At 65.4% G+C, this 22,724-nt stretch carries 19 protein-coding genes; 10 read left to right on the plus strand and 9 right to left on the minus strand.

The features are described from left to right. Positions 1-2: 2 nt before the first annotated feature. From rfbA to rfbC, 4 genes are all read right to left on the minus strand, one after another. Positions 3-869, minus strand: coding sequence for a glucose-1-phosphate thymidylyltransferase RfbA (rfbA, locus tag BMX36_RS11775; protein ID WP_093065745.1), 867 nt, complete (start codon positions 867-869; stop codon positions 3-5). Next, a complete protein-coding gene (gene rfbD / locus BMX36_RS11780) occupies positions 866-1,771 on the minus strand; it encodes a dTDP-4-dehydrorhamnose reductase (RefSeq protein ID WP_093065747.1) in 906 nt (301 codons plus the stop codon). Before rfbD ends, rfbA begins: the two co-directional genes overlap by 4 nt. A gap of 157 nt (positions 1,772-1,928) precedes the next feature. After that, the gene (rfbB, locus tag BMX36_RS11785) at positions 1,929-2,981 is read right to left on the minus strand and encodes a dTDP-glucose 4,6-dehydratase (RefSeq protein ID WP_093065749.1); all 1,053 of its coding nucleotides are present in this window, start codon (positions 2,979-2,981) and stop codon (positions 1,929-1,931) included. A 14-nt stretch (positions 2,982-2,995) separates the two neighbouring features. Continuing rightward, on the minus strand, positions 2,996-3,556 hold the full coding sequence (gene rfbC / locus BMX36_RS11790; protein ID WP_093065751.1) for a dTDP-4-dehydrorhamnose 3,5-epimerase: 561 nt from the start codon (positions 3,554-3,556) through the stop codon (positions 2,996-2,998). A 170-nt stretch (positions 3,557-3,726) separates the two neighbouring features. Here rfbC and BMX36_RS11795 point away from each other — a divergent pair, with 170 nt between their 5' ends. The 6 genes from BMX36_RS11795 (at position 3,727) to BMX36_RS22135 (ending at position 10,183) form a co-directional block, all read left to right on the plus strand. Then, positions 3,727-5,007, plus strand: coding sequence for a right-handed parallel beta-helix repeat-containing protein (locus BMX36_RS11795; protein WP_093065753.1), 1,281 nt, complete (start codon positions 3,727-3,729; stop codon positions 5,005-5,007). 82 nt (positions 5,008-5,089) lie between these two features. Continuing rightward, a complete protein-coding gene (locus BMX36_RS11800; RefSeq protein WP_066775845.1) occupies positions 5,090-5,728 on the plus strand; it encodes a class I SAM-dependent methyltransferase in 639 nt (212 codons plus the stop codon). Between the two features lie 126 nt (positions 5,729-5,854). After that, a complete protein-coding gene (wzx, locus tag BMX36_RS11805; RefSeq protein ID WP_066775847.1) occupies positions 5,855-7,204 on the plus strand; it encodes an O-unit flippase-like protein in 1,350 nt (449 codons plus the stop codon). Beyond that, positions 7,201-8,262, plus strand: coding sequence for a glycosyltransferase family 2 protein (locus tag BMX36_RS11810; RefSeq protein ID WP_093065755.1), 1,062 nt, complete (start codon positions 7,201-7,203; stop codon positions 8,260-8,262). Before wzx ends, BMX36_RS11810 begins: the two co-directional genes overlap by 4 nt. 5 nt (positions 8,263-8,267) lie before the next feature. Further along, positions 8,268-9,509: a glycosyltransferase family 4 protein gene (locus BMX36_RS11815; protein ID WP_093065757.1), complete on the plus strand. Its 1,242-nt coding sequence runs from the start codon at positions 8,268-8,270 to the stop codon at positions 9,507-9,509. Continuing rightward, on the plus strand, positions 9,506-10,183 hold the full coding sequence (locus tag BMX36_RS22135) for an acyltransferase (RefSeq protein WP_066778136.1): 678 nt from the start codon (positions 9,506-9,508) through the stop codon (positions 10,181-10,183). The genes BMX36_RS11815 and BMX36_RS22135 overlap by 4 nt, the downstream gene beginning before the upstream one ends. A 71-nt stretch (positions 10,184-10,254) precedes the next feature. Here BMX36_RS22135 and BMX36_RS11825 read toward each other — a convergent pair whose 3' ends face one another. Further along, entirely contained in the window at positions 10,255-11,520 is a 1,266-nt protein-coding gene (locus BMX36_RS11825; RefSeq protein WP_093065759.1) for a hypothetical protein, read from the minus strand. Between the two features lie 61 nt (positions 11,521-11,581). Then, positions 11,582-12,721 (minus strand): glycosyltransferase family 4 protein, encoded by a 1,140-nt coding sequence (locus BMX36_RS11830; RefSeq protein ID WP_093065761.1) that lies wholly within the window; start codon positions 12,719-12,721, stop codon positions 11,582-11,584. 98 nt (positions 12,722-12,819) lie between these two features. On the opposite strand from BMX36_RS11830, the gene BMX36_RS11835 reads away from it, so the two are divergent. The 4 genes from BMX36_RS11835 (at position 12,820) to BMX36_RS11850 (ending at position 18,466) form a co-directional block, all read left to right on the plus strand. Next, positions 12,820-14,160 (plus strand): O-antigen ligase family protein, encoded by a 1,341-nt coding sequence (locus BMX36_RS11835; RefSeq protein WP_093065763.1) that lies wholly within the window; start codon positions 12,820-12,822, stop codon positions 14,158-14,160. Between the two features lie 138 nt (positions 14,161-14,298). Beyond that, positions 14,299-14,997, plus strand: a complete 699-nt coding sequence (locus tag BMX36_RS11840) for a polysaccharide biosynthesis/export family protein (protein ID WP_197420522.1) — start codon at positions 14,299-14,301, stop codon at positions 14,995-14,997. Between the two features lie 54 nt (positions 14,998-15,051). Then, the gene (locus BMX36_RS11845) at positions 15,052-17,232 is read left to right on the plus strand and encodes a GumC family protein (protein ID WP_066778146.1); all 2,181 of its coding nucleotides are present in this window, start codon (positions 15,052-15,054) and stop codon (positions 17,230-17,232) included. A 10-nt stretch (positions 17,233-17,242) separates the two neighbouring features. Then, entirely contained in the window at positions 17,243-18,466 is a 1,224-nt protein-coding gene (locus tag BMX36_RS11850; protein ID WP_218142162.1) for a tetratricopeptide repeat protein, read from the plus strand. A gap of 208 nt (positions 18,467-18,674) precedes the next feature. Here the strand turns inward: BMX36_RS11850 and BMX36_RS11855 are convergent, their stop codons facing one another. The 3 genes from BMX36_RS11855 to cobT form a co-directional block, all read right to left on the minus strand. Continuing rightward, positions 18,675-19,661, minus strand: a complete 987-nt coding sequence (locus tag BMX36_RS11855; protein ID WP_177179123.1) for an acyltransferase family protein — start codon at positions 19,659-19,661, stop codon at positions 18,675-18,677. A 147-nt stretch (positions 19,662-19,808) separates the two neighbouring features. Beyond that, positions 19,809-20,822, minus strand: coding sequence for a glycosyltransferase family 2 protein (locus BMX36_RS11860; protein ID WP_093065769.1), 1,014 nt, complete (start codon positions 20,820-20,822; stop codon positions 19,809-19,811). Positions 20,823-20,899: 77 nt separating this feature from the next. After that, the gene (cobT, locus tag BMX36_RS11865) at positions 20,900-22,723 is read right to left on the minus strand and encodes a cobaltochelatase subunit CobT (RefSeq protein WP_093065771.1); all 1,824 of its coding nucleotides are present in this window, start codon (positions 22,721-22,723) and stop codon (positions 20,900-20,902) included. Position 22,724: the final 1 nt, after the last annotated feature.

Raw genomic sequence — 22,724 nt, forward strand, 5'->3', positions numbered from 1 at the left:
GCTCAGCCGTCAATGGCGTTCAGGATCGCGCGGCCGTAATTAGTTTTCTTGAAACGCTCGCCGGCTGCGCGCGCCTCGGTTTTGCTGATCCAGCCCTGTAAGTACGCGATTTCCTCCAGGCAGGCGATCTGGATGCCCTGGCGGTGCTGGAGGGTGCGGACGAACTCGCTGGCCTCGAGCAGGCTGTCGTGGGTGCCGGTGTCGAGCCAGGCGTAGCCGCGGCCCATCTGTTCGACGTAGAGGTCGCCGGCCTCCATGTAGAGGCGGTTGAGGTCAGTGATCTCCAGCTCGCCGCGGGCGCTCGGCTGGAGGTTGCGGGCATAGTCGACGACGCGATTGTCGTAGAAATACAGGCCTGTAACCGCGCAGTTCGACTTCGGGTTTGCGGGCTTTTCCTCGAGGCTGAGCGCCCGGCCGTCCTCGGCCAGTTCCACCACGCCGTACCGCTCGGGATCCTCGACACGGTAGCTGAACACCGTCGCGCCGTGGGTGCGATTGACCGCGCTGGCCAGCAGGTCGGTCAAATGCGCGCCGAAGAAGATGTTGTCGCCCAGCACCAGCGCCACGTTATCGTCGCCGATGAAGTCCGCGCCGATGGTGAAGGCCTGCGCCAGCCCCTCGGGGCGGGGCTGCTCGGCGTAGCTGATCTGGAGGCCGAAGGCGGCGCCATCGGCGAACAAGCGCTTGTAATTGTCCAGATATTCCGGGCTGGAGATGATCAGCACCTCGCGGATGCCGGCCAGCATCAGCACCGACAGCGGGTAATAGATCATCGGCTTGTCATAGACCGGCAGCAGCTGCTTGTTCACCGCCAGCGTCGCCGGGTGGAGCCGCGTGCCGGATCCGCCGGCGAGAATGATGCCCTTCATGCTTTGATGTCCTTTTGGGCGTGCCCGATCAGTTCGTCGAGGATGTCGCTGAGCGCGTCCTGCCAGGGGCGCGGCGCGATGCCATAAGCGGCGCGGATCGCGTCGTGGCTGAGTAGCGAATTCGCCGGTCGCCGGGCTGGGGTTGGATATTGATCGGTGGTGATCGGGGTCACTTTGACCGAAACTCCGCCACGATCGGCCGCCTGGCGGAAGATTTCGGCCGCAAAACCCGCCCAGCTCGTTTCGCCGGCGTTGCTGAAGTGAAAGGTGCCGGTCGGCGCGCCTTCATCCTCGACCAGCCGCAGCGTGATCGCCATCAGCGCCTGCGCAAGATCCGCCGCGGCTGTCGGCGAGCCGCGCTGGTCGTCGACCACCGTCAGCGTGTCGCGCTCCGCCCCGACGCGCAGCATGGTCTTCACGAAATTGTTGCCGTGCGCCGAGACGACCCAGGCCGTGCGCACGATCGCATGGCGCGCGCCGCTGGTCCGCACCGCCAGCTCGCCGCCCAATTTCGATGCGCCATAGACGCCGAGCGGCGCGACCGGATCGTCGACTTCCCAAGCGCCAGCCTTGTCGCCGGCGAAGACGTAATCGGTCGACACCTGGACGAGCGGGATACCGGCGTGCGCGCAGGCCTCGCCAAAGGCGGCGGGCGCCATGGCGTTGACCGCCCAGGCGGTGACGACGTCGCTCTCCGCCTTGTCGACCGCGGTATAGGCCGCGCCGTTGATCACCGCGGCCCAGTCACGTTCCGCCACCTTGGCGAGAATCGCGGCGGTATCGGTGAGGTCGAGATCGGCGACGTCGATCGCGACGATTTCATAGCCCTCCGGCCAGGCGCAGCGCTGAAGCTCGGTGCCGAGCTGGCCGTTGCCGCCGGTGACAAGGATCGCGTGGGTCATGCGGAGGCTCCTTCAGACGCACACCCGGCCACCTGCACCCCGGCGAAGGCCGGGGCCCAGTTACGCGCCAAAGATTGGCTGGCGCTGCGCCTCGTTACTACGGCCATCCCAACTGGGCCCCGGCCTTCGCCGGGGTGGAAGGGGGAAGGAGAAAAGCTCACGCCGCCACGCCGCGCCGCTGCGCCGCGCCGCGCTCGACGATCGGGCGCCACCAGGCCTCATTGTCGAGATACCAGCGCACCGTCTTCTCGATGCCGGTCTCGAACGTCTCTTGCGGTCGCCAGCCAAGCTCCTGCTCGATCCGCGTCGCGTCGATCGCATAGCGCTTGTCATGCCCCGGCCGGTCGGCGACCGAAGTGATCTGATCGGCATAGGGCTTGCCGTCGGCGCGCGGGCGCAGGCGATCGAGGATGCCGCAGATCGTGTGCACCACCTCGATGTTCTGCTTCTCGTTGAACCCGCCGACATTGTAGGTCCGGCCGAGCTCGCCGCGCTCGAACACCGCCTGCAGCGCACGGACGTGATCCTCGACGAACAGCCAGTCGCGCACCTGATCGCCCTTGCCGTAGACCGGCAGCGGCTCGCCATCGAGCGCCTTGGCGATCATCAGCGGCACCAGCTTCTCGGGGAAGTGATACGGGCCGTAATTGTTCGAGCAATTGGTGATCAGCACCGGCAGGCCGAAGGTATGGCCCCAGGCGGAAACGAGATGGTCGCTACCCGCCTTCGACGCCGAATAGGGCGAGCGCGGATCATAGGGCGTGTCCTCGGTGAACAGGCCTTCCTCACCCAGCGAGCCGTACACTTCGTCGGTCGAGATGTGGTGGAAGCGGAAGCGCTCCTTGGCGTCGCCCTCGAGGCCCTGCCAGTAGCTGCGCGCTTCGGCCAGCATCGTATAGGTGCCGACGACATTGGTCTGGATGAATGCGCCCGGGCCGTCGATCGAGCGGTCGACATGGCTCTCCGCGGCGAGGTGCGTGATGACGTCGGGCTTGAACTCGGCGATCGCGGTGCGAACCGCCTCAGCATCGCAGATGTCGCCCTGCACGAAGCGATAGCGGTTCGATTGCGCTACCCGCTCGACGGTCGAGAGCGTGCCGGCATAGGTCAGCTTGTCGAAGTTCAGGACCTCATGAGTCGTGTTCTCGATGAGGTGACGGACAAGGGCCGAGCCGATGAAGCCGGCCCCGCCGGTGACGAAGATACGCATGCGTGATTGGTCCTTCAGGCGAGCGGGGTCAGCGGATTGCCATCATAGGCGAAGGGGCTGTCGAAATCGGCGAGACTCGGCAGCTTCTGATCTTTTTCCGACAGTTCGGGCGTCACGCCCGCGGGAATCGGCCAGTCGATGCCGACCGAATCCCAGCGGATCCCACCGTCGGTCTCGGGCGCATAGGTGTCCGAGCATTTGTAGGTGACTTCGCAATCCGGCTCGAGCGTGACGAACGCATGCGCGAAGCCGATCGGGATGAACAGCTGGTGGCCGTTATCGGCGCTGAGTTCCGCGCCGACCCACTGGCCGTAGGTGGGCGAGCCGCGCCGCACGTCCACCGCCACGTCGAAGATCCGGCCCCGGATGCACCGCACCAATTTGTCCTGCCCCCGTGGCGGCGTCTGGAAGTGCAGCCCGCGAAGGGTGAAGGCCGGGACGGACAGCGAGTGATTGTCCTGCACGAAGCGGCAGGTGATGCCGAGCGCGGCGAACGCAGGTTCCGAATAGACCTCGGTGAACCAGCCACGGGCATCGCCATGGCGCTTGGGACGGATGAGCTGGACGGGTGACATGGCGGCTTCCTAGCCTGCACGCTGCATCACAGCAATTATCGGCACCAAATCCCCCCAGCATCATTGAGCCATTCCGAGCACATTGGTCAGCCGCGTTGGCGGTGCCGGCCACGTGCCATTCAGTTACGGATGCTCAGACGGGGGCAGGCATTGTCAAGCAGGAGACACAGATGAGCGACCCGATCCGGATCAATCGGCGCTGGGTTCTGGGCGCGACCCTGGTCGGTGCGGGCTCCGCCGCATGCGGCAACGTGGCGCAGGGCGAAGGCGGCATCGACGTTCGCGACTATGGTGCCAAAGGCGACGGGATCGCCGATGACGCCGCCGCTTTCCAGCGCGCGATCGACACCGCCGCCAAACAGGGCGGCGGCGTGGTGACGTTCGGACCGGGAACCTATCTCATGCGCTATCGGGCGTCCGACGACGGCGACGGCGGCAGCGCCATCACGCTGCGATCGGGCGTGACGCTGCAGGGTACCGACCGGGACCGGTGCATCATTCGCGTCGCCGATCGCCAGCATGGGCCGGGCACTTATGCGCGCACCATTGCGAGCAAGGGCGAGATCGCCCGAGCCGCGCTGCGATCCTTCACCATCGACGGCAACCGGGCCGGCCAGGGGCAGTTCAAGAACGATTTCGGCGGCGGCGCGGTGCTGCTCGGTTGGAAGGGGCGCTGCGTCGAGATCACCGTCGAGGACCTGGTGGTGCGCAATGCGGTGGGCCAGGGGATCATGCTCCAGGGCTCGATCGAGAATGTCTCCCGGCGGCTGCGGATCGCCAACAACCGGGTGGAGGGCACCGCCTTCATCGGCATCCAGTGTTCACAGTTCGATGGCGTGTCCATCACCGGAAACCGCGTTCTCAACTGCTATGACAATGGCATCGACATCTATGGTGACGATACCAAGGGCCATTCCACCGTGGCGACGTCTCGCAACGCGACCATCACGGACAATGAGATTCGCGGCTGCAGCATCGGCGTTTTCCTGGAAACGGTGGCCGACAGCGTGACGGCGCGCAACATCATCTCCGGCTGTCGCATCGCCGGCGTTCGCGTGAACCGGATCCATGGCGAACCGCGCAATCTAACCATTGCCGAAAACCAGATCAGTGCCACGCCCATCGGCGTCGCCATCGGTGGCGACACCGGCGGCGTGATGGTGCGAGACAATAGGATCGAGGGTTTCAAGGTCGCCGGCGTAGAATTCAGCTACAATGTCAGCCGAATCACGGTGACCGCAAACCGCTTTCGCCCGGCAACCGCCGAAACGCCCATCATCCTGGGCAAGCCGACGATCGAGAACGCCAATCCCGCCGAGCAGCTGGCGCATATTCGCGTGAGTGGAAACCGAATCCCCGCCGGTCACGCGCGGAGCAGCCAATTTGTCAATCGATACAAAAGGACTGTCGACATCATGGTGGGGGAGTTCTCTACCCTCCCGAGATCCTGACATAGGCCCAGACGAAAATACCTGATTGCAAATTCTCCCGCCGCTCGACTTAATAGCCGGGTCGATCTTGCGGGAGCGGTACATGACTGAGGTCAAAGGCGCCTATCATGATCTTGTACGAAGCGACGTCTTCGATATCATCCCACAGCCCGCCGGACGGGTGCTCGATCTGGGCGGGGGTGTCGGCGCGACCGGCGCCGCACTGAAGCAGGCTCGCGGGGCAAGCCATGTCGTGGTCGCTGACCTGGTGGCCGACCACGCCATCGAGGAAGTGGACGCGGCGGTTAGCGGCAATCTGGAAGATCTGGACTTTCTGAACCGGTTGCTAAAAGAGCACGGCCCGTTCGACACGATCCTGTGCCTCGACGTACTGGAGCATCTGCGCGATCCATGGGCTGTTGTCGACACGCTCGCCAGCGGCCTGGCAAAGGACGGCATGATCGTCGCCAGCATCCCGAACGTGAATCATCACAGCGTCGTCCTCCCGCTCATGCTGCGCGGCCAGTTCGAGTTGCAGGACGCCGGCATCATGGATCGCACGCACATCCGCTGGTTCACCAAGGAGACCGCGATCGGCCTGATGACGAGAGCGGGGTTGAAGCTGGAGGCGGTATCCGGCTATCTCGGCCGCAAGCAGAAGTTGTTCAACTTCGTGACGCTGGGACGATTTTCGCGGTTCATGATCATGCAATATCTGATCCGCGTGCGCCGTTCGGCATAACCGCACCGGTCGCATCCGGGCGCGGTAACAAGACAGGCTGCCGGAACAGACGACCGATCCCAATGCGGTATTTCACAACGACGCCGGCCATCCTGCCGCGCTTCCAGCGACAGGGTGCGTAAACACTTGATCGTTCACATACGTCGGCACCGCGCGCTCGCCATCGGCATGACCGCGCAGGTCATTCAATTCGGCTCCGCACTGGCGCTCGTCCCCTTCATGGTGACGCGCTTCTCCGCGTCGACGGTGGGGCTGTGGTACATCTTCGCCACCATGCAGACGCTCGCCTTGGTATGCGACTTCGGCTTTCAGCCCAGCTTCACGCGCGGCATCGCGCTTGCCCTTTCGGGTGCACGGCAGCTGGAAAAGAAGGGGCTTGGGGAAGCGGTTCCCGCCGACCAGCCGCCAAACTATCGCCTGGCGGCGGAGGCGGTCGCGGCGGCCCGCCGCTTCTATCGCTGGCTGGCAGTGGGCGTGATGCTGCTGCTTCTGCTGGCCGGACTGCCCTATATCACCGCTCTTGCGCGCCAGGGTGACGTATCCGTCACCTCGGTGCAGATCGCCTGGGTGATCCAGTGCTGCGCCATCGGCCTCACCTTGTCGTTCCTGTGGATCACGCCGGTTCTGATGGGATCGGGACGGGTCGAGCAGAACTATCTGTACATCATCGCCAATCGCGCCACCTTCTCGCTTGCCGGAATCGCGGTGCTGATGCTGGGCGGTGACCTTATCGCTTTGACCGCCACGTTGGTCGCAACGCAGGTGTTCGCGCGGCTGCTGGCGCAAAGATTGATGCGTGGGGTGTTGGGACCAGAGGATTCGCGGCTGGTGGATCGAAGCGCCGCGCGCCACCTCCTGCGTACGCTTGCCCCCAACGCCGGGCGGATGGGCGCCGTTGCGATCGGCGGCTTTCTCGTCACCCGGTTCAGCCTTTTTGCGATTTCAAGCTTTGTCGGTGTCGCGATCGGCGGCGTCTATGCGCTGTCGCTGCAATTGTTGATGGCATTGTGCGCCGCCGCCCAATTGCCAATGCAGGTCGCCATGCCACGGCTGATCGCTGCCCGGGTGGCACATGACAAGGCGGCGCTGCGGCTATCCTTCAACGGCGCGATGATCGCCTTTGCCCTGATCTACGTCCTGGGCGCCGCCTTCATCCTCTTCGTCATGCCGGTGTTCCTGGAGATGATCGGGAGCAATCTGTCTTTGCTCCCCCTCCCGACACTGGCACTGCTCGCCTTTATCGTCCTGCTGGAAGGCTTCCACTCCAACGCCGCCTTTTTCATCACCACCGCCAACAACGTGCCCTTCCTGCGCCCCGCCGTGCTTTCGGGCGCGGCCGTTGCCGCCGGCGCGTTGCTGCTGGGATGGAGCGGCGCGGGGATCACGGCGATCGTGCTGTGGCAAGGCACGGTGCAGCTCGCCTATAACAACTGGCGCTGGCCGTTGATGGCCTGGCGTGAGATCGCACGGACATGATGGACCAATCACAACCGGCCAGTGACGGCGAACGCTTCATCTGGCGCCCGAGCCCCGATGCCCCGCTGCCCACGCTCGACAGCGAACGCCTGTTCGCCAGCGATCCCGCCGACACCGCCGACATTTGCCTGACCATCGCGATCCCGACCTATCGGCGGCCGGAGCTGATGGCGGAGACCGTCGCCAGCATCCTGGCGCAGACCGACCTTGACGGCGTGGAGCTGCTGATCGTCGACGATGACCCTGCCACCAACGGGGAAGCGGCGCTGCTGGCGGCCTTTCCACGCCTGCGCGACATTCCGTTTCGCTATTACCGCAACACGGTGAATGCCGGGCTCTTCGGCAACTGGAATCGCACCCTGGCGCTTGCACGAGGCACCTGGTTCACGCTGATCAATGACGATGACCTGCTCGCCCCCGGCTTCGTGGCGGCGATCCGCCGGGCGCAGGCGGCCGAGCCTTCCGCCGATGCGATCGCCTGCTCGCTGCGCTTCCTCGACCAGCGCGACGGCAGCGGAGATACAAGCGCTCCGCTGCCAGCGAGCGAGCGGGTGCGCAACATCTTCCGCTTCGGCCTTTCGTCGCGACGCCAGCTCAAGCCCAAGCAGATGTTCTTCGGCAGCATCGTGGGAAGCGGGCTTGGCCTGGTCGTCCGCACGGAGGTGATCCGGGCGCTCGGCGGCTATCGGGCGGCCGATTACCCGTCGGCCGATTATTTCTTCATGACCCGGCTCGCACGCTTTCACCGGTTCATCCAGTTGCGCGATGCGCTCGCCATCTCCCGCGTCGCGGACAATGTGTCGAACCGGCCGGAAACGCAGCTCGGCTTCCTGAAGCGTCAGGCCCGGCTTCAGGAAGCGCTGCTGGACAGCGGCGTGGCGCCACGCTGGTGGCGCCGTCTGCGCCCGGTTTCGCTTGGCATCGCGCTTCGCCACACCAACAATTACTGGCATCAACAGTTCGCACCCGAGGACGTCGCGCGCGAGATCGCGGCGCCGATCTCCATGCGGCACCTTCGCCCGGTGCGCTGGTACCGGCTGGCGATCGGGGCCGTCTGACAGCGATGACGAGCGGCGATCCCCTGCGCATCCTGAATGTCAGCCAGAACTACCATGTCCGGGGCGGCATGGACGTCGCCATGTTCCGGCTGGAAGAGATCCTGCGCGCCCACGGCCAGGTCGTCGTGCCGTTCGCCGCCGCCGATTCCGCCAATCGGCCGACGGAGTATGAACATTATTTCCCGCCCGCCTCCCCGACGAGCGAGACGCGCGCGTCGGACCTGTTGCGGACACTCTATTCCCCCAGGGCACGCCAGGCGATCGGACGCATCCTGGACGAAGAGCGGATCGATCTCGTCCACCTTCACAGCTACTTCAAACGGCTGACCCCGGCGATCCTGCCGGAGATCGCCAGGCGCAACATCCCCATCGTGCAGACGCTGCACGAATATCGCGCCGTTTGCCCGATCTCGCTGCTTTATCGTGACGGCCATGTGTGCACCGACTGCCGCGGCGGCAGATATGCGCAAGTGGTGCGGCACCGCTGCGCCGGCGGATCGCTGGTGCGCTCGGCATGGAACATGGCGGAGATGCGTCTGTCCGACATGCTGGGACACAAGAAGGTCATTGCCCGCTATCTGGCCATCAGCAACTATCAGCGCGACATGCTGATCGCGATGGGCATGGACGGCACGCAGATCGAGACGATCTACCATCCCGTCGCCATTCCCGATCTCGCGCCCCATGCGCATCGCGACGGTGACGGCTATGTCCTCTTCGTCGGCAGGCTGGAGCGCTACAAGGGTATTTTTCCGCTGATCGACGTGGCACGGCGGCTTCCCGCAGCCCGTTTCGTCTTTGTCGGCAGCGGTCCCGACGAAGCCGAGGCGCAGCAGGCGGCCGCAGGGCTCGCCAATGTTGAATGGCGAGGCGCCATGTCCGGTGCCGCGCTGACCGAGGTGCGCGCCAAGGCGCTGTGCGCGGTGGTGCCCTCGCTGGGCCCGGAGCCGTTCGGGCTCACATCGATCGAGGCGCTGGCCCATGCCACGCCGGTTGTCGCGTCCGCGATCGGCGGGCTCACCGAAACGGTGCGCGATGGCGAGGACGGCTTTCACGTGCCGCCCGGCGACACCGACGCTTTGTGTGATCGCATCGCGCGACTGATCGCGGACCCCGGCCTGGCCCGCCGCATGGGCCTTTCCGGGCGAGCACGTGCGGCCGCCGAATTCTCGCCGCAGCGCTATTACGAACGCACCATGGCGGTGTACCGCCAGGTGCTCCCCGATCGACGGAAAGACGCAGCATGATAGCAGGCCTGATCGCCCGCCTGACTGGCCGTAACTACCGGATCGAACCCGGCGATCTCGGCTATCTGATGGCAAAGGGAGGGATCCCGTTTGCCCGCGGCATGGTGTGGAGCCTGGTTCGCTTGCGCAAGCCTTCAGGCCTGATGCTGGGCCGCGGAATTCAGTTCGTCCAGTCCAGCCGCCTGCGACTGGGGCGCGGCGTGGCGATCGGCGCGTACAGCTATGTCGATTGCGCGGCGCGTGAGGGGCTGTGGCTTGGCGATCGCGTGACGCTGCGCGAGCGGGCGTGGGTCCAGAGCCGCAGCGGCCTGAACGAACGTGCCGCCGGGCTGAGGATCGGCAACCGCACCTATATCGGCCCCAATGCGGTGATCGGTCTTGGTGGCCAGGTGACGATCGGCGCGGACGTGCAAATCGGGGCCGGACTGACGATCACCGCCGAATCGCACGAGGCGGATTCGCACGGCAGCTTCGTGAGCGGCGAGGTTTCGCGCCGCGGTGTCATCATCGAGGACCGGTGCTGGCTGGGCAACAACGTCAGCATTCTTGACGGGGTCACGATCGGCGAAGGATCGGTCATCGGTGCCGGATCGGTCGTTACCCGCTCCATTCCCCCGCACAGCGTGGCCGTGGGCACGCCGGCCAAGGTGCGGCGGACGGTCGTTCCCGACTGAAGTTCGCGTTATTGGCCGATCGCCCCCCTTGGCAAAGGCGAGGAGGCGTTTCGGATCGCGTCGATCAGGCGCTATGATTGCGGAACGGGGCGGCCGGGTTGATGATCCAGATCTGCCCCCTGCTGCCGGCCGAACCGGAACAGCGGGCGCGCATGTCGATAGACAAAGGGATGCCGGGCATGTTCCAGCGCCAGAAAAGCCCACAGGATCGGCATCGCCTTTGACGAGGTGAAGATGTCGATGAAGAAGGCGGCGACGGCCAGCAGCACGAGCGAGAAGCTGCCGATGCTGCCCGCCTGCAACCCGCGATAGGCCAGCACCAGCCACCACAACAGTATCGCCAGGCCGATCAGACCGCTTTCGCCAAACGCGCGCACATAATAGCCATCGACGGCATTGCTCCAGGCGCCCGGACCCCAGCCGACAAACAACGTGACCCAGCGCGCGGCCGTCGACTTGATGATGATCGGCCAGCGCACCGAACGGATCTTGAAGCTGAGATCGCCCCGCGTGGTGGGCATGTAGCGATAGATGAGAACGCCCTGAAGGAAACGTTCGCGGTAGAAGCTGGGGCGCGGCACCACCGGCGTGTGCCGCCAGGTATAGGCAAGCTGGCGTCCCATGGCGGCGGGCGTTTCGGATTCGGCAAGGCGGGACTTGCTGATTGCATCGTAAAGCGGTGCCGCGGCAATCGTCACCACGATGGCGCCGCCGATACCAAGCGCCATGGCACGGCCCGGGCGGGCCGCGGCGAAGCTGACCAGCACGCCCAGAAGCGTGATGCGCGCCTGGGTGAGGAACACCAGCACGACCATGAATGGCGTGCTCCAGAAGGACGGCGCGGCATAGGCCAGCATCGCCAGCATGGCCGAGGTTTCGAACGGGCCGGACGTGTTGATGGTGAGCCGCTCGGTCGCGCCGGTGAACTTACCGATACGACCGATAACGCCGAAATACTCGGCGCCGCCCCAGATGATGAACACGGCGCAGACGAACAACAAGGTACCACGCAGCGCACGCGTGCTGAGGCGGGGTGCAGCCTCGTACATGATCAGGAACCAGGTGAAATATTGCGCGAGGCGGAGGCCGTAGACGATGCCGACCACCCCGCCCTGCGCAAGGTTCACCATCGCCGAGATCAGCCCGAAGCCGACGAAGAGCAGATAAACCTTCGCATGTCCGGGAAGCGACAGCTTCTTGCTGCCGGTCAGCAGGTAGATCGCGAAGGCGATCGCGCTGACCAGATCCTCCGGCCGTATGGCGGCCGAGCCGATTGCGTAGAGATCCAGCTTCGGCACCAGGATATAGAGCGCGAACAGGACGAGATAGACATTCATCGCGCAAAGGTTCCGAAGCCGTTGCCCACGGCTGCCATGGGAAGGTAAGCCAATCCGGCGCCTATGTCATAGGCTTTGCATGGATGGCAAACCCGGCCAACCCATTCGCCAGCCGGGGCAGCACCCGTTCCGCTTCCCGATCCGCTTCCCGCTTGATCGCGCGGGCGTGCTCCACACAGGCCATACGCTGCCCGGCCCAGTCCTGTTCCAGATCGGCGGCGCGGGCGGCAATCAGCGCGGCATCCTGCCCCGGCTGACGGCTGAGCAGGTGATCGGGCGACCTGACCCGATCGCGAATACAGCCGGTGTCTGTCGCCACTACGTCGACGCCGCTGGCGAAAGCTTCCAGCATGACCAGCGGCTCGGCCTCGTCGATCAAGGTGGTGGGCAGGACGAACAGGTCGATATCGGCGAGGAAGCGCTCCTTTTCGGCTCCGCTCACCGACCCGCGATAATCCACGCGGCCGCCGTGCCGCGCCACCGCCTGCTCCAGCCGGGCGGCGAGATCCGTGTCGTGGCAGGGGCCGGCAATCACCAGCCGCCAGCCGGGGTGGCGATCCGCCAGCGCATCAAAGAGGTCCAGTAGATAAGCGACGCCCTTTTCCTTCGTCAGCACGCTCATATGCCCAAGCGTGAACGGACGTGGCAGCCGCTCGTGCAGCTTGGCCTGGGGACCGAAGAGGTAGGCGTTCGAAAGAGTGAGCGCGCGGTCGGGCGCCTGCGGAAGATAAAGCGCCGCAAATCGCCGCGACATCTGCTGCGACAGGAGAATGTGTGACTGACGCGCGCCGCCCGCGCGAACCAGCGCGCGCATGCCGCAGAGCGGGCCGAGATTGATCGGACGGAAGCTGTGGTGATGGATGAAATGTTCCACGCCGCGCATGCGGAGCGCCAAAGCGATAGGAACGAACAGCCACACGCCAAGCTGGCCCGGCACCGAGAGATAGGCGCGATCGTCGCGGGTCGCTCGCGCGAGCAGGGCAAGCGCCGTACGAAGCGTCCGCACGATCTTGCCCGCGCCACTGCCGATATCGTGAACGACCAGCGGCACGCCCGCATCTGCGAGATGATCGTGCATCGCCTTGTTGGCGTTCGACTGGCCGTTCAGCGGCGGCGGAAACCCGCCGATGAACCAGAGCCGGCCGGGGGCCCCTTGCGCCGAATGCAAGACGGAGCCCGATGGCCCGGTGTTCGTGGACATGTGCCAGCAACCCTCGCAGGATGCACAGGCGCCGCCGTTGCCATCCCCTAACCTGTGTGCAAGGAGGCCCCCTTACCTAGGATCGCGGATAAGGAAAAGTGATCGCAGCAGCAGATGCCCGCCGCGGTGATTTCGTGGCCGCAGCAGGATTGATGGTGGCCGCGCTCCTGCTTGGCGGGGGCAGCGCGAACTCACCGGTGCAGCGGATGATCGTGGAAATGGTCGGCGTGCTGGTGCTCGGCTGGTTTGCCGTTCGCGGCTGGCGCGCGCCGGGCGACCGCCGGACGTGGGCGGCGCTGGCGCTGATCGCGCTCACCGCGGCGCTGATGGTGGCACAGCTCGTCCCGCTACCGCCGGGCGTATGGCAGGCGCTGCCGGGCCGCCAGATCATCGTCGACGTGCTGGCCGCCGTGGGCAGCACGGACACCTGGATGCCCTTCAGCCTCGATCCCGCCGGCACGCGCGAATCGGCGCTGTTCCTCCTCGCGCCGATAGCCATGTTCGTCGCCACGCTTCACCTTGATCGATCGGCCCAGATGAAGCTGGTTGCGCTGGTCGCCGCTGCCGCCGTGATCAGCGCCCTGCTGGTGATGCTGCAGGCCCAGGGCATGACCTGGCTGACCATTTACGACGCGCCCCATGCGACCAAGGGCAAGGGCATCTTCGCCAACAAGAACCACAATGCGGCGCTTCTGGTGCTGGCGATCCCGCTGGTCGCGGTGCTGGGGCGCCAGCCGGGGCTGCTGCGCCGCATCGGCTCGCCCCTGCTGGTCTCCGGCATGGCGATCCTGTTCCTCACCCTGGCGGTTTTCGGCGCCCTTTCCCGCGCCGGCCTGGCGCTGCTGCCGCTCGCCTTGCTGGCCTGCGTCCCGCTGATGGGCGGGTTCAATGCGGTGAAGCGCTTCTGGAAGGCCATCGTGCCCGCCGCCGCGGCGCTGGTGATCGGGGCGGTGATCGTCGCCCGCTCCGCCGTGGTGAAGGAAACGCTTGATCGCTTCGACGCCAGTCAGGAGGGGCGATACGTCTTCTGGCCCGACGTGATCTATGCCATCAAGCAGTTCATGCCCTGGGGTTCGGGTGCGGGAACGTTCGTTCCGGTGTTCCGCATCAATGAATCTCTGGAAGCGGTGCACCCGACCTACACCAACCACGCCCATTCCGATTACCTGGAGATCGCGCTGGAAGCCGGGGTGCCAGGACTGCTGCTGGTGGCGGCGTTCTTCCTGTGGTTTGCGCTCACCAGCTGGTCGCGCCTGCGTGGCAGCCTCGGTACGCCGGCATTCGGGCCGCTGCTGGCCGCGGCAACGGGCATTGCTGTTCTTCTGGCCGCCTCAGCGGTTGATTATCCGCTCCGCACCTTGCTTCTGGCATGTGTATTCTCGATGCTGGCGGCAATGCTGGCCAGCACCGCGCCGTTCTCGACCAATCAGGCCAAGTGACCACGCGCCACGGCTGAGATGACGTCGAGCTTTGATCAACTCTCTGTCACGACCCTAGCCAATCGGGTAAACCAACGATAAACGCCCCGGTCGGCTGTGGATCCTCCATGACCGAGTATCCGAATTTTAGAGGCCATGATGAAGGCATACCGTTCCTTCCTGCTGTCTGGCGTGATCCTCGGCCTCGGGGCCTGTGTGTCGTCGGAAAAGTGGGAGGGACTTCCCGCCGGCCAGGCAGCCTATGCGACTGTTCCGGCAGAGGTTCCGGTCAATCGCCCGGATTACCGCATCAGCCCGCAGGACAAGCTGACGATCACCGTCTTCCGCGAGCCCGACATGTCCGTCGAGGAAGCGCCGGTCGAGACAGGTGGATCGCTGGTCCTGCCGCTGGTCGGCCGCGTGCAGGCCGCCGGAAAGACGACGGCGGCGCTCGCCCAGGAGCTGGAGAGCAAGCTCGGCGCCCGCTTCCTGGTTGACCCGCGCGTTTCGGTGATCGTGGCGGAGTCCAAGGCGCAGAGCGTCACGGTGGACGGCGCTGTCGGTATGCCCGGCGTCTACGGCCTCCAGGGCGATACGACGCTGCTGCAAGCGATCGCGCTGGCCCGCGGTGCGACCCGCGTGGCGACGTTCGACAAAGTCGCGGTGTTCCGCACCGTGGAGGGCCAGCGCCAGGGCGCGCTGTTCGATATCGCCGCCATCCGTGCCGGCCAGGCACCCGACCCGGTCCTGCAGAGCGGCGACTATGTCGTGGTCGGCACTTCCGGCATCAAGTCGTTCGGTTATGATCTTCTGGCATTGGCCCCGGCGGCCGGCCTGTTTGTTCCCCTGGTCAACTGATACGTCCTTCCTCGTCCCCGTTTTCGACAGCCTGGATCCTATATGAACAGTGTCATGCCCATCGCTTCACACGGGCGCTTCACCAGCGGGGATGCGCCTGTTCATGAGGCGGCGCACGAGAATTGGGGACCGATCAACCTGCGCGCCGTATGGTCCGCCATGTACCGGCGGCGGCGCGAGCTGATCATCGCGATCGTCGTTGCCGTTCTGATCGGCCTGCTGATCACGTTCCTCAGCACGCCGATGTATCGCGCCACCGCGCGAATCCAGATCGACCAGCAGAGCGCACAGATCCTCGAAGGCACGGATGTCGAGCCGGAGGAATCGCTGCTGGACGGCGATCGTTATCTCCAGACGCAGCTCGACATCATCCAGAGCCGCACCATTGCGCGCCAGGTTGCCGAGGGTCTCGGCCTTTTCCGCGCCAACGCCGACTTCCTGTCCAAAATGGGCATCGAGCCGGCGGACGAACCGCGCGGCGCCTATAATCTGGCGGAAACGCGGCGCGAGCAGATCCTTGACGCGCTGCAGGAAAACCTCAGCGTCGATCTTCCGATCGATTCGCGCCTGGCGACGATCTCGTTCGAAAGCCCGGATCGGCAATTGTCGGCGAAGATCGCCAACGCTTATGCCGACAGCTACATCACCAGCAACATCCAGCGCCGGTTCAACACTTCGGCCTATGCGCGCAGCTTCCTCGAGACCCAGCTTCGCCAGACGCGGCAGCGGCTTGAGGATTCGGAGCGCGCCCTGCTCGCCTATGCGCGTGAGGCTGGGCTGATCGACGCCAGCTCGGGCGGCGGCGAAGGGTCGACCTCCGGCCCCCGTTCATTGACCACCGCCAGCCTGGTACAGATCAATCAATCTTATTCGGAAGCAGTCGCCAATCGCGTCGCGGCCGAGCAGAAGTGGAATCAGGCCTCCAGCACCCCGCTGCTGAGCCAGCCCGAGGTGCTGCAGAACCCGGTCATCCAGGGGCTGCTGCAGGACCGCGCCAAGCTGCAGGCCGAGTATAACGAAAACGCCAAGCGGTACCGCGCCGATTACCCGGGCCAGGTTCAGGCGAAGGCGCGGCTTTCCGAGATCAACACCCAGGTCGACCGCGTAGCGCGCAGCGTTCGCGACGGCGTGCGCCAGCAATATGAAATCGCGCTGAAGCAAGAGCGCGCGCTTGCGCAGGACATCAAGGATCTGAAGAACACCACGCTCGCCGAGCAGAGCCGCGGCGTGCGCTACAACATCCTGCGCCGCGAGGTTGATACCAACCGCGCGCTCTACGATGCGCTGCTTGGCCGCTACAAGGCGGTGAGCGCCACCGCCGGCGTGTCCTCCAACAACGTGTCGATCATCGATCGCGCCGATCCGCCGGTCCGCCCCGTCTCCCCGCGCCCGCTGCTCAACCTGGCGCTCGCGCTGTTCGCCGGCCTGCTGATCGGCGGTACCTATGTGGCGGTTCGCGAGCATTTCGACGATGCGATCCGCTCCGGCGACGACATCGAAAGCAAGCTGGGCGTCGGTATGATCGGGCTCGTCCCGGCATTGCCGGCGGGCGTGGAGCCCTATGCCGAGCTGCAGAAGGTGCGCTCCGACGTGTCGGAGGCCTATTATGCCCTGCGCGCCGCACTTGAGCTCGCCACGCCGACGGGTGCGCCGCGCAGCATGATGATCACCAGCAGCGGGCCGAGCGAAGGCAAGTCCACGACGTCCTATGCGCTGGCGCGCGGCTTCGCCCAGATCGGCCGCCGCGTCCTGTTGATCGATTCCGACATGCGCAAGCCGGCGCAGCACAAGCACCTGAACGTGAGCAACAAGATCGGGCTCGCCAACCTGCTTACCCGGCAGGTCACGATCCAAGAGGTGCTGCAGCACACCGAGATCGCCAACCTCGATTTCATTCCTGCTGGCCCCGTTCCGATCAACCCGGCGGAACTGATCGCCGGCCCGGCGCTGGACCAGCTGATCAAGCAGATGACCGGCACCTATGACATCGTGCTGGTGGATAGCCCGCCGGTGCTTGGCCTGGCGGATGCTCCGACGCTCGCCTCGCATGTCGATACGGTGCTGTTCATCGTGCAGGCCAATCACGTTCACGGGCGTCAGGCCCGCACCGCGCTGAACCGCCTGAAGACCGTTCGCGCTTCCATTGTCGGCGCCGTGCTGACCAAGTTCGACGCGGACGCCTTTGGCACCAGCAACCTTGGCTATTCCTACAGCTATGGCGAGGACAAGAGCTGAGACGATCGGCATGAGTACAAGCGGCAGGACAAATCGGGTGCCCGCGCTGGCGCGGCTGATCGTGGTGGTCGTGCTGGGTGCGTGGCTGTTGTGGCAGATCTTCACCGTCAGCTTTGCGGCGGTCGCCGCCCGGTCGACGGACCCGCGACTTCTCACCGTCTTCGGCACGCCGCAGCATCCCCAGGCTGGCGCCGCACTCGCCCAGGCCCGGCTGGTCGGCAAGGATCACCAGGCGGCGCGCCAGCTGGCGCATGCGGTGATCATGGCCGATCCGACGAACGATCGCGCGCTTCGCGTCCTTGGCCTTGCCACTGAAGCCGGTGGCGATCGTCGGCAGGCCCTGGCTATCATGCAGCAAGCGGGTCGCCTGGGGTGGCGTGACACGCCGACGCAGCAATGGCTGCTGCAGCGCGCGATCCTGACGGACGACTTCACCGGCGTGGTGGAACACGCCGATGCGCTGGCGCGGCGCAATCGCGGTGGCGAGATGGTGCGCGGCCTGTTCCTTGCCGCCGTGGCCGAGCCACGCCTGCGCGGCGCGCTGGCCGATCGACTGGCGCAGCAGCCGATGTGGCGCGGCGCTTTCTTTGCCGACGTGCGCCAGCGCCTGCCCGAAGCTTTGGCCGAGCCGATGGCCGGGCTGTTCAAAGATCTCCAGGACCGCCGCTCGGTGATCGCGCCGACGGAGTGGATGAGCTACATCGATCGCCTGGCGGAACTGGGCCAGTTCGCGCGCGCGCGCCGCACCTGGGCCACGGCGTTCGGCGTTTCGACCCAGCAACTGGCCGGCGTTCCCTACGATCCTGCCTTCAGAGCAGCCTCCGCGCGGGCAGCTGACGCGCCGACGAGCCAGTTCGAATGGTCGCTCAACGCGAACCTTGAGGGCACGGTGACGTTCGGCGACGATGAAGGCCGCCCAGGCCTGACGATACCGACTGGCGTGTCCGGAGGGGCGGCACTCGCCTCCCAGACGATCATGTTGTCACCGGGCACGCACGAGCTCACGGCAAGGATCGATGGTTCGCCTGAGACCGCCGCCGCGGGCTGGACGCTCACGTGCCTGCCCGCACAGGTGGCACTGCCGCGCCGTCTCAAGCGCGGGTCGAACGATGAGCTTTCGAGCGTGATCTTCGAGGTTCCGTCGGCGAATTGCACTGCGCAGCGGCTGGCGCTGGTTGCCCGCGACCAGTTCGATGCGCAGCCGGCCACCGTGCGGTCGGTCACCATCCGCTGAGGAAAGCCGCACGCAGGCCGAGTTTCCTGCGCGCCTTCTGCCAATGCCGATACCGTAAGCCCAGCTCATGTCACGCAAGAGGGCGCCTGCGCAGCCCTCTCCCGTGCCGTGCGGCCCGCCGTTAAAGGGGGCGCAACGGGCCAGGCCGACATTGTGGCGCCTCCCGGCCGTGCCGGACGCTTGCAGGCGCCCCCGTCAGGCGGCGCAATCAGGGATTGAGCGCCACCACCATGCCGCGCCGCCGCGCGCTCAGCACCCGCATCAGGTTGCGCTCGACCAGCTGGTGCACCACGACGCCGGCCACGGTCGCGACCAGTGCCACCACCGGGATGGCGACTGCCGGCTCCAGATCGGGCATGATGATGACCGCGATCTTGCAGGCCAGCGAGATGACCAGAACGTGGACCAGGTAGATCGAGTAGGAGGCGTCGCCCAGCTTCGGCAGCACGACGCCCGCATAGGGCTTGCGAAGGTCGAGCCACACGGCACCCGCGACCAGGAAGAACGATGGCACGCCGAACGTCCAAACCCGAAGCGTCGCTGGGGTGAGCGGCAGCGAGGCCAGCACCACCACCGCTGCCGGCAGCAGCCAGTAGAACAGACGCCGGTCATACATAAAGGCGGCGATGATCATGCCGAAGACGAACTCGATCATGATTGGGTTCTGAAGAAAGAAGGTCGTGCCGCGTCCGGTGCCGACCAGCGCCAGCATCACGAACCCGGTCGCCGCCCAGGGGCGGGGCGTCACGGCGAGCGAAAGGCCGGCCAGCAGGTAGAAGAACATTTCAAACTCAAGCGTCCAGCCGACGTTCAGCACCGGATAGGATTCAGGACCGTCGATCCAGGTGATGAAGAACAGCGATTTGATAAGCTGAGTTAGTGACGGCAAATGGCCGCGGGCCAGTCCGGGCACGTAACTGAGCAGAAAGACGCCAAAGGTCACCAGCCAGTATAGCGGAACAATGCGTTCCGCCCGGCGCTGCGCGAACACTGCCGCTGAACTTTCCTTCGTACTGGCGATGAACACGATGATAAAGCCGGATATGACGAAGAACAGGTCAACGCCGTAAGCGCCATTTTCTACAAGCGGATACGGCTTCGCACCGGCAAAATAGGACACGATCGTTATTTGAGCGTGATAAGCCACAACGGCGAAGGCAGCGATAAAGCGCAGGATCTGGATGCGCTGGAACATTTGCCTTTTATGCATCGCCCTGAAATTCCAGCCCAAATGGTAATTTGCGGTGGTATGCCGCAATCGTCATGGTTGCAACACGCACGTCGGCGATCGTGTTGTCTTTTCATGACAAATTGTAAACGGTCAACGGCCCCTGTCGCGCGATCAGCCGTTGCGCGATACCGTTTTGGGACTTTCCGCTGCCGCTGCCTTATTGCGCCAATAGAACGGCTGCATGGACAGGCGCTGCTTCCAGCGGTTTGGCAGCTTCGCCTCCCGCGCGCCCATCCAATAACCGGCATATTTGGCGAAGGTGCGGATCGCCGCCGACGGGAGCTGCGCCGGCTGATGGCGGAGAAGATAGGTGAACTCCGACTTGATAAAGCGCAGCCCCTCACCGCCCGCCGAACCGAACGTGTCGATCAGCCAGCGATTACGGCCATGGAACACGCCGACGTCGAAATAGCGGCGAAATTCCTCACCAATCGAATAGCCGTGGCTGTGCGTCACCTCCGCGTCACCACAATAAGCGATCTGCCATCCCGACATCAGCATGCGGCCGGCGACCAGCTGGTCCTCCGCAAAAAAGGCATCACGCGGGAAACCGCCGACCTGCGCAAGCGCACTGGCGCGATAGGCGGCGAAGGAATCGGAACAGAACACCGTCTTCACCCCCAGCCGGGTGCGATCCGCGAGCGCGCGGACGTCCGATTCCGGCGGATAGTTCATCAAGCGCGCATGCCGCTCGATCCCGCCAGCGACCGGACGTGCCAACTGGCGGCCATAGGCCATGCCGACCGCCGGATCGGCAAAGGCCTGCACCAGGCGTTCGATGGCATGGTCGCCCTGGGGAATGGCATCCTGCGTCATCATCACCACGATCTGCGCCTCCGGCCGCATCTCCACCGCCTGCTGGCGCGTGCCGCCGTGGTTGAAGGTACGCCGGTCGATCTCCACCACGCTGGCGCCAAACTGCCGAAAGGCATCCGCACTGCCATCGGTCGATTGTGAATCGACGATCAGGAACTGGTGCGGCGCGAGCCCCTGGCGCGCCATGGCTGGCAGCAGATCTGCCAAGTGCGGCCCCGCATTCAACACGGGGATGACGACGCATAGGTGATCGGGATCAATCGCCCAGTTTCGGGTCGTGGCGGGTTCGGCAGTTCGTACGGCGGACATGGAACTGACGGATAGCAAAGACTGGACGAAACACGATCAACGATTTGTTGCCGAGCCGCCGGCTGGCCGGGGCAACGCTATTCGGCGTCGAACAGCGCGGCGAGTTGCTCGATGATCGTACCGCCCAGCTGCTCGGCATCCATGATGGTCACCGCGCGGCTATAGTAGCGGGTCACGTCATGCCCGATGCCGATCGCGATTAGTTCCACCGGGGAGCGGCGCTCGATCCAGTCGATCACCTGCCGCAGGTGCCGCTCCAGATAGGAGCCGCTGTTCACCGACAGGGTGGAATCATCCACCGGCGCGCCATCGGAGATCACCATCAGGATGCGCCGTTCCTCCGGGCGCGCGATCAGCCGGCTGTGCGCCCAGAGCAGCGCCTCGCCGTCGATATTTTCCTTCAGCAGCCCTTCGCGCATCATCAGGCCAAGCGAGTTGCGCGCCCGCCGCCATGGCTCGTCCGCCATCTTGTAGACGATGTGGCGGATGTCGTTGAGACGGCCGGGCTGCGGCGGGCGACCGGCGGCAAGCCAGGTCTCGCGGCTCTGCCCGCCCTTCCAAGCCCGCGTCGTGAAGCCCAGAATTTCCGTCTTCACGCCGCAGCGTTCCAGCGTGCGGGCGAGAATATCGGCGCTGATCGCCGCGATGGAGATCGGCCGACCACGCATCGAGCCGGAATTGTCGATGAGGAGCGTGACCACCGTGTCCTTGAACTCGGTGTCCTTTTCCACCTTGTACGACAGCGACTGCATCGGGTTGATGACCACCCGCGCGAGCCGGGCGGCGTCGAGCAACCCCTCTTCCTGATCGAAATCCCAGGACCGGTTCTGCTGCGCCATCAGGCGTCGTTGCAGGCGATTGGCCAGTCGTGAGACGACCGCCTGCAGCGGCACGAGCTGCTGATCGAGATAACCGCGCAGCCGCGCCAGCTCGTCCTGATCGCACAATTCGGTCGCGGCGATCACTTCGTCGAACTGATTGGTCCAGGCCTTGTACTCGAATTGCGGCGACCAGTCGGCCGGCGGGCGGTTCGGGCGGACGGGCTGCATGCCCTCCTCGCCATCGTCACCGGGCTCACCGTCTAGATCGTCGTAGCTTTCCTCGCCCTGCTCCTGCCCCTCGCCCTCGGCATCGTCCGACTCGCGCTGTTCGCCGCGCTGCTCGGATTCGGCCTGGCCCTCGCCGTCCTGGTTCTCGCCTTCTTCGCCCTCGTCCTGCTGCTCGCTGTCGGTGCCCTCGTCCTCGCTGCCGCCTTCGTCGCTGTCCTCGGGAGCCTGATCGCCCTCGACCAGCTCCAGATCCTCGAGCAGCTTCATGGCGAGCGACTGGAACGCGCGCTGATCGTCGAGCGCCAGCGCCAGGTTGGACAGATCGGCGCGCTGCTCGATCCATTCACGCACCAGCGCCAGGCCCGGCGCGGCGGCGGCCGGCGATTTCTGACCGGTGAGCGCCTCGCGCACAAGCAGGCCAAGCGCGGTGGATAGCGGCACCTCGTCTCGCGTCCGGGCGCGCGTGATCGGGTCGGCGCGCAGCCGCACGTCCAACGCATGCGTCAGATTGTCGGTGATCCCCTGATAGCCGCGGCTGCCCAGCGCCTCGACTCGCGCGCCCTCCACCGCGTCAAACACCGCGCGCGCCAGCGCCTCCTGCGGCGCGCCGCGCTGATGCAGCGCGATGTCATGGTGCTTCAGCCGAAGCGCAAAGCCGTCGGCAAAGCCGCGCGCCTCGGCCACCTGATCGGCCGGCAGGCTGCGCGCCGGCATGGGCACCTTCAGATGCTTGCCCGATTGGGTGGGGGCATCGGCAGTGAAGGCAAGCTCCAGCTCCTGCTCCTCCGAGAGGGCGCGAGACGTCCCGCCGAGCACGGCCTTGAAACGGTCCAGGGGTGTTTCGGTCGCCATG

Source organism: Sphingomonas sp. OV641 (genome assembly GCF_900109205.1).
GTDB lineage: Bacteria > Pseudomonadota > Alphaproteobacteria > Sphingomonadales > Sphingomonadaceae > Sphingomonas.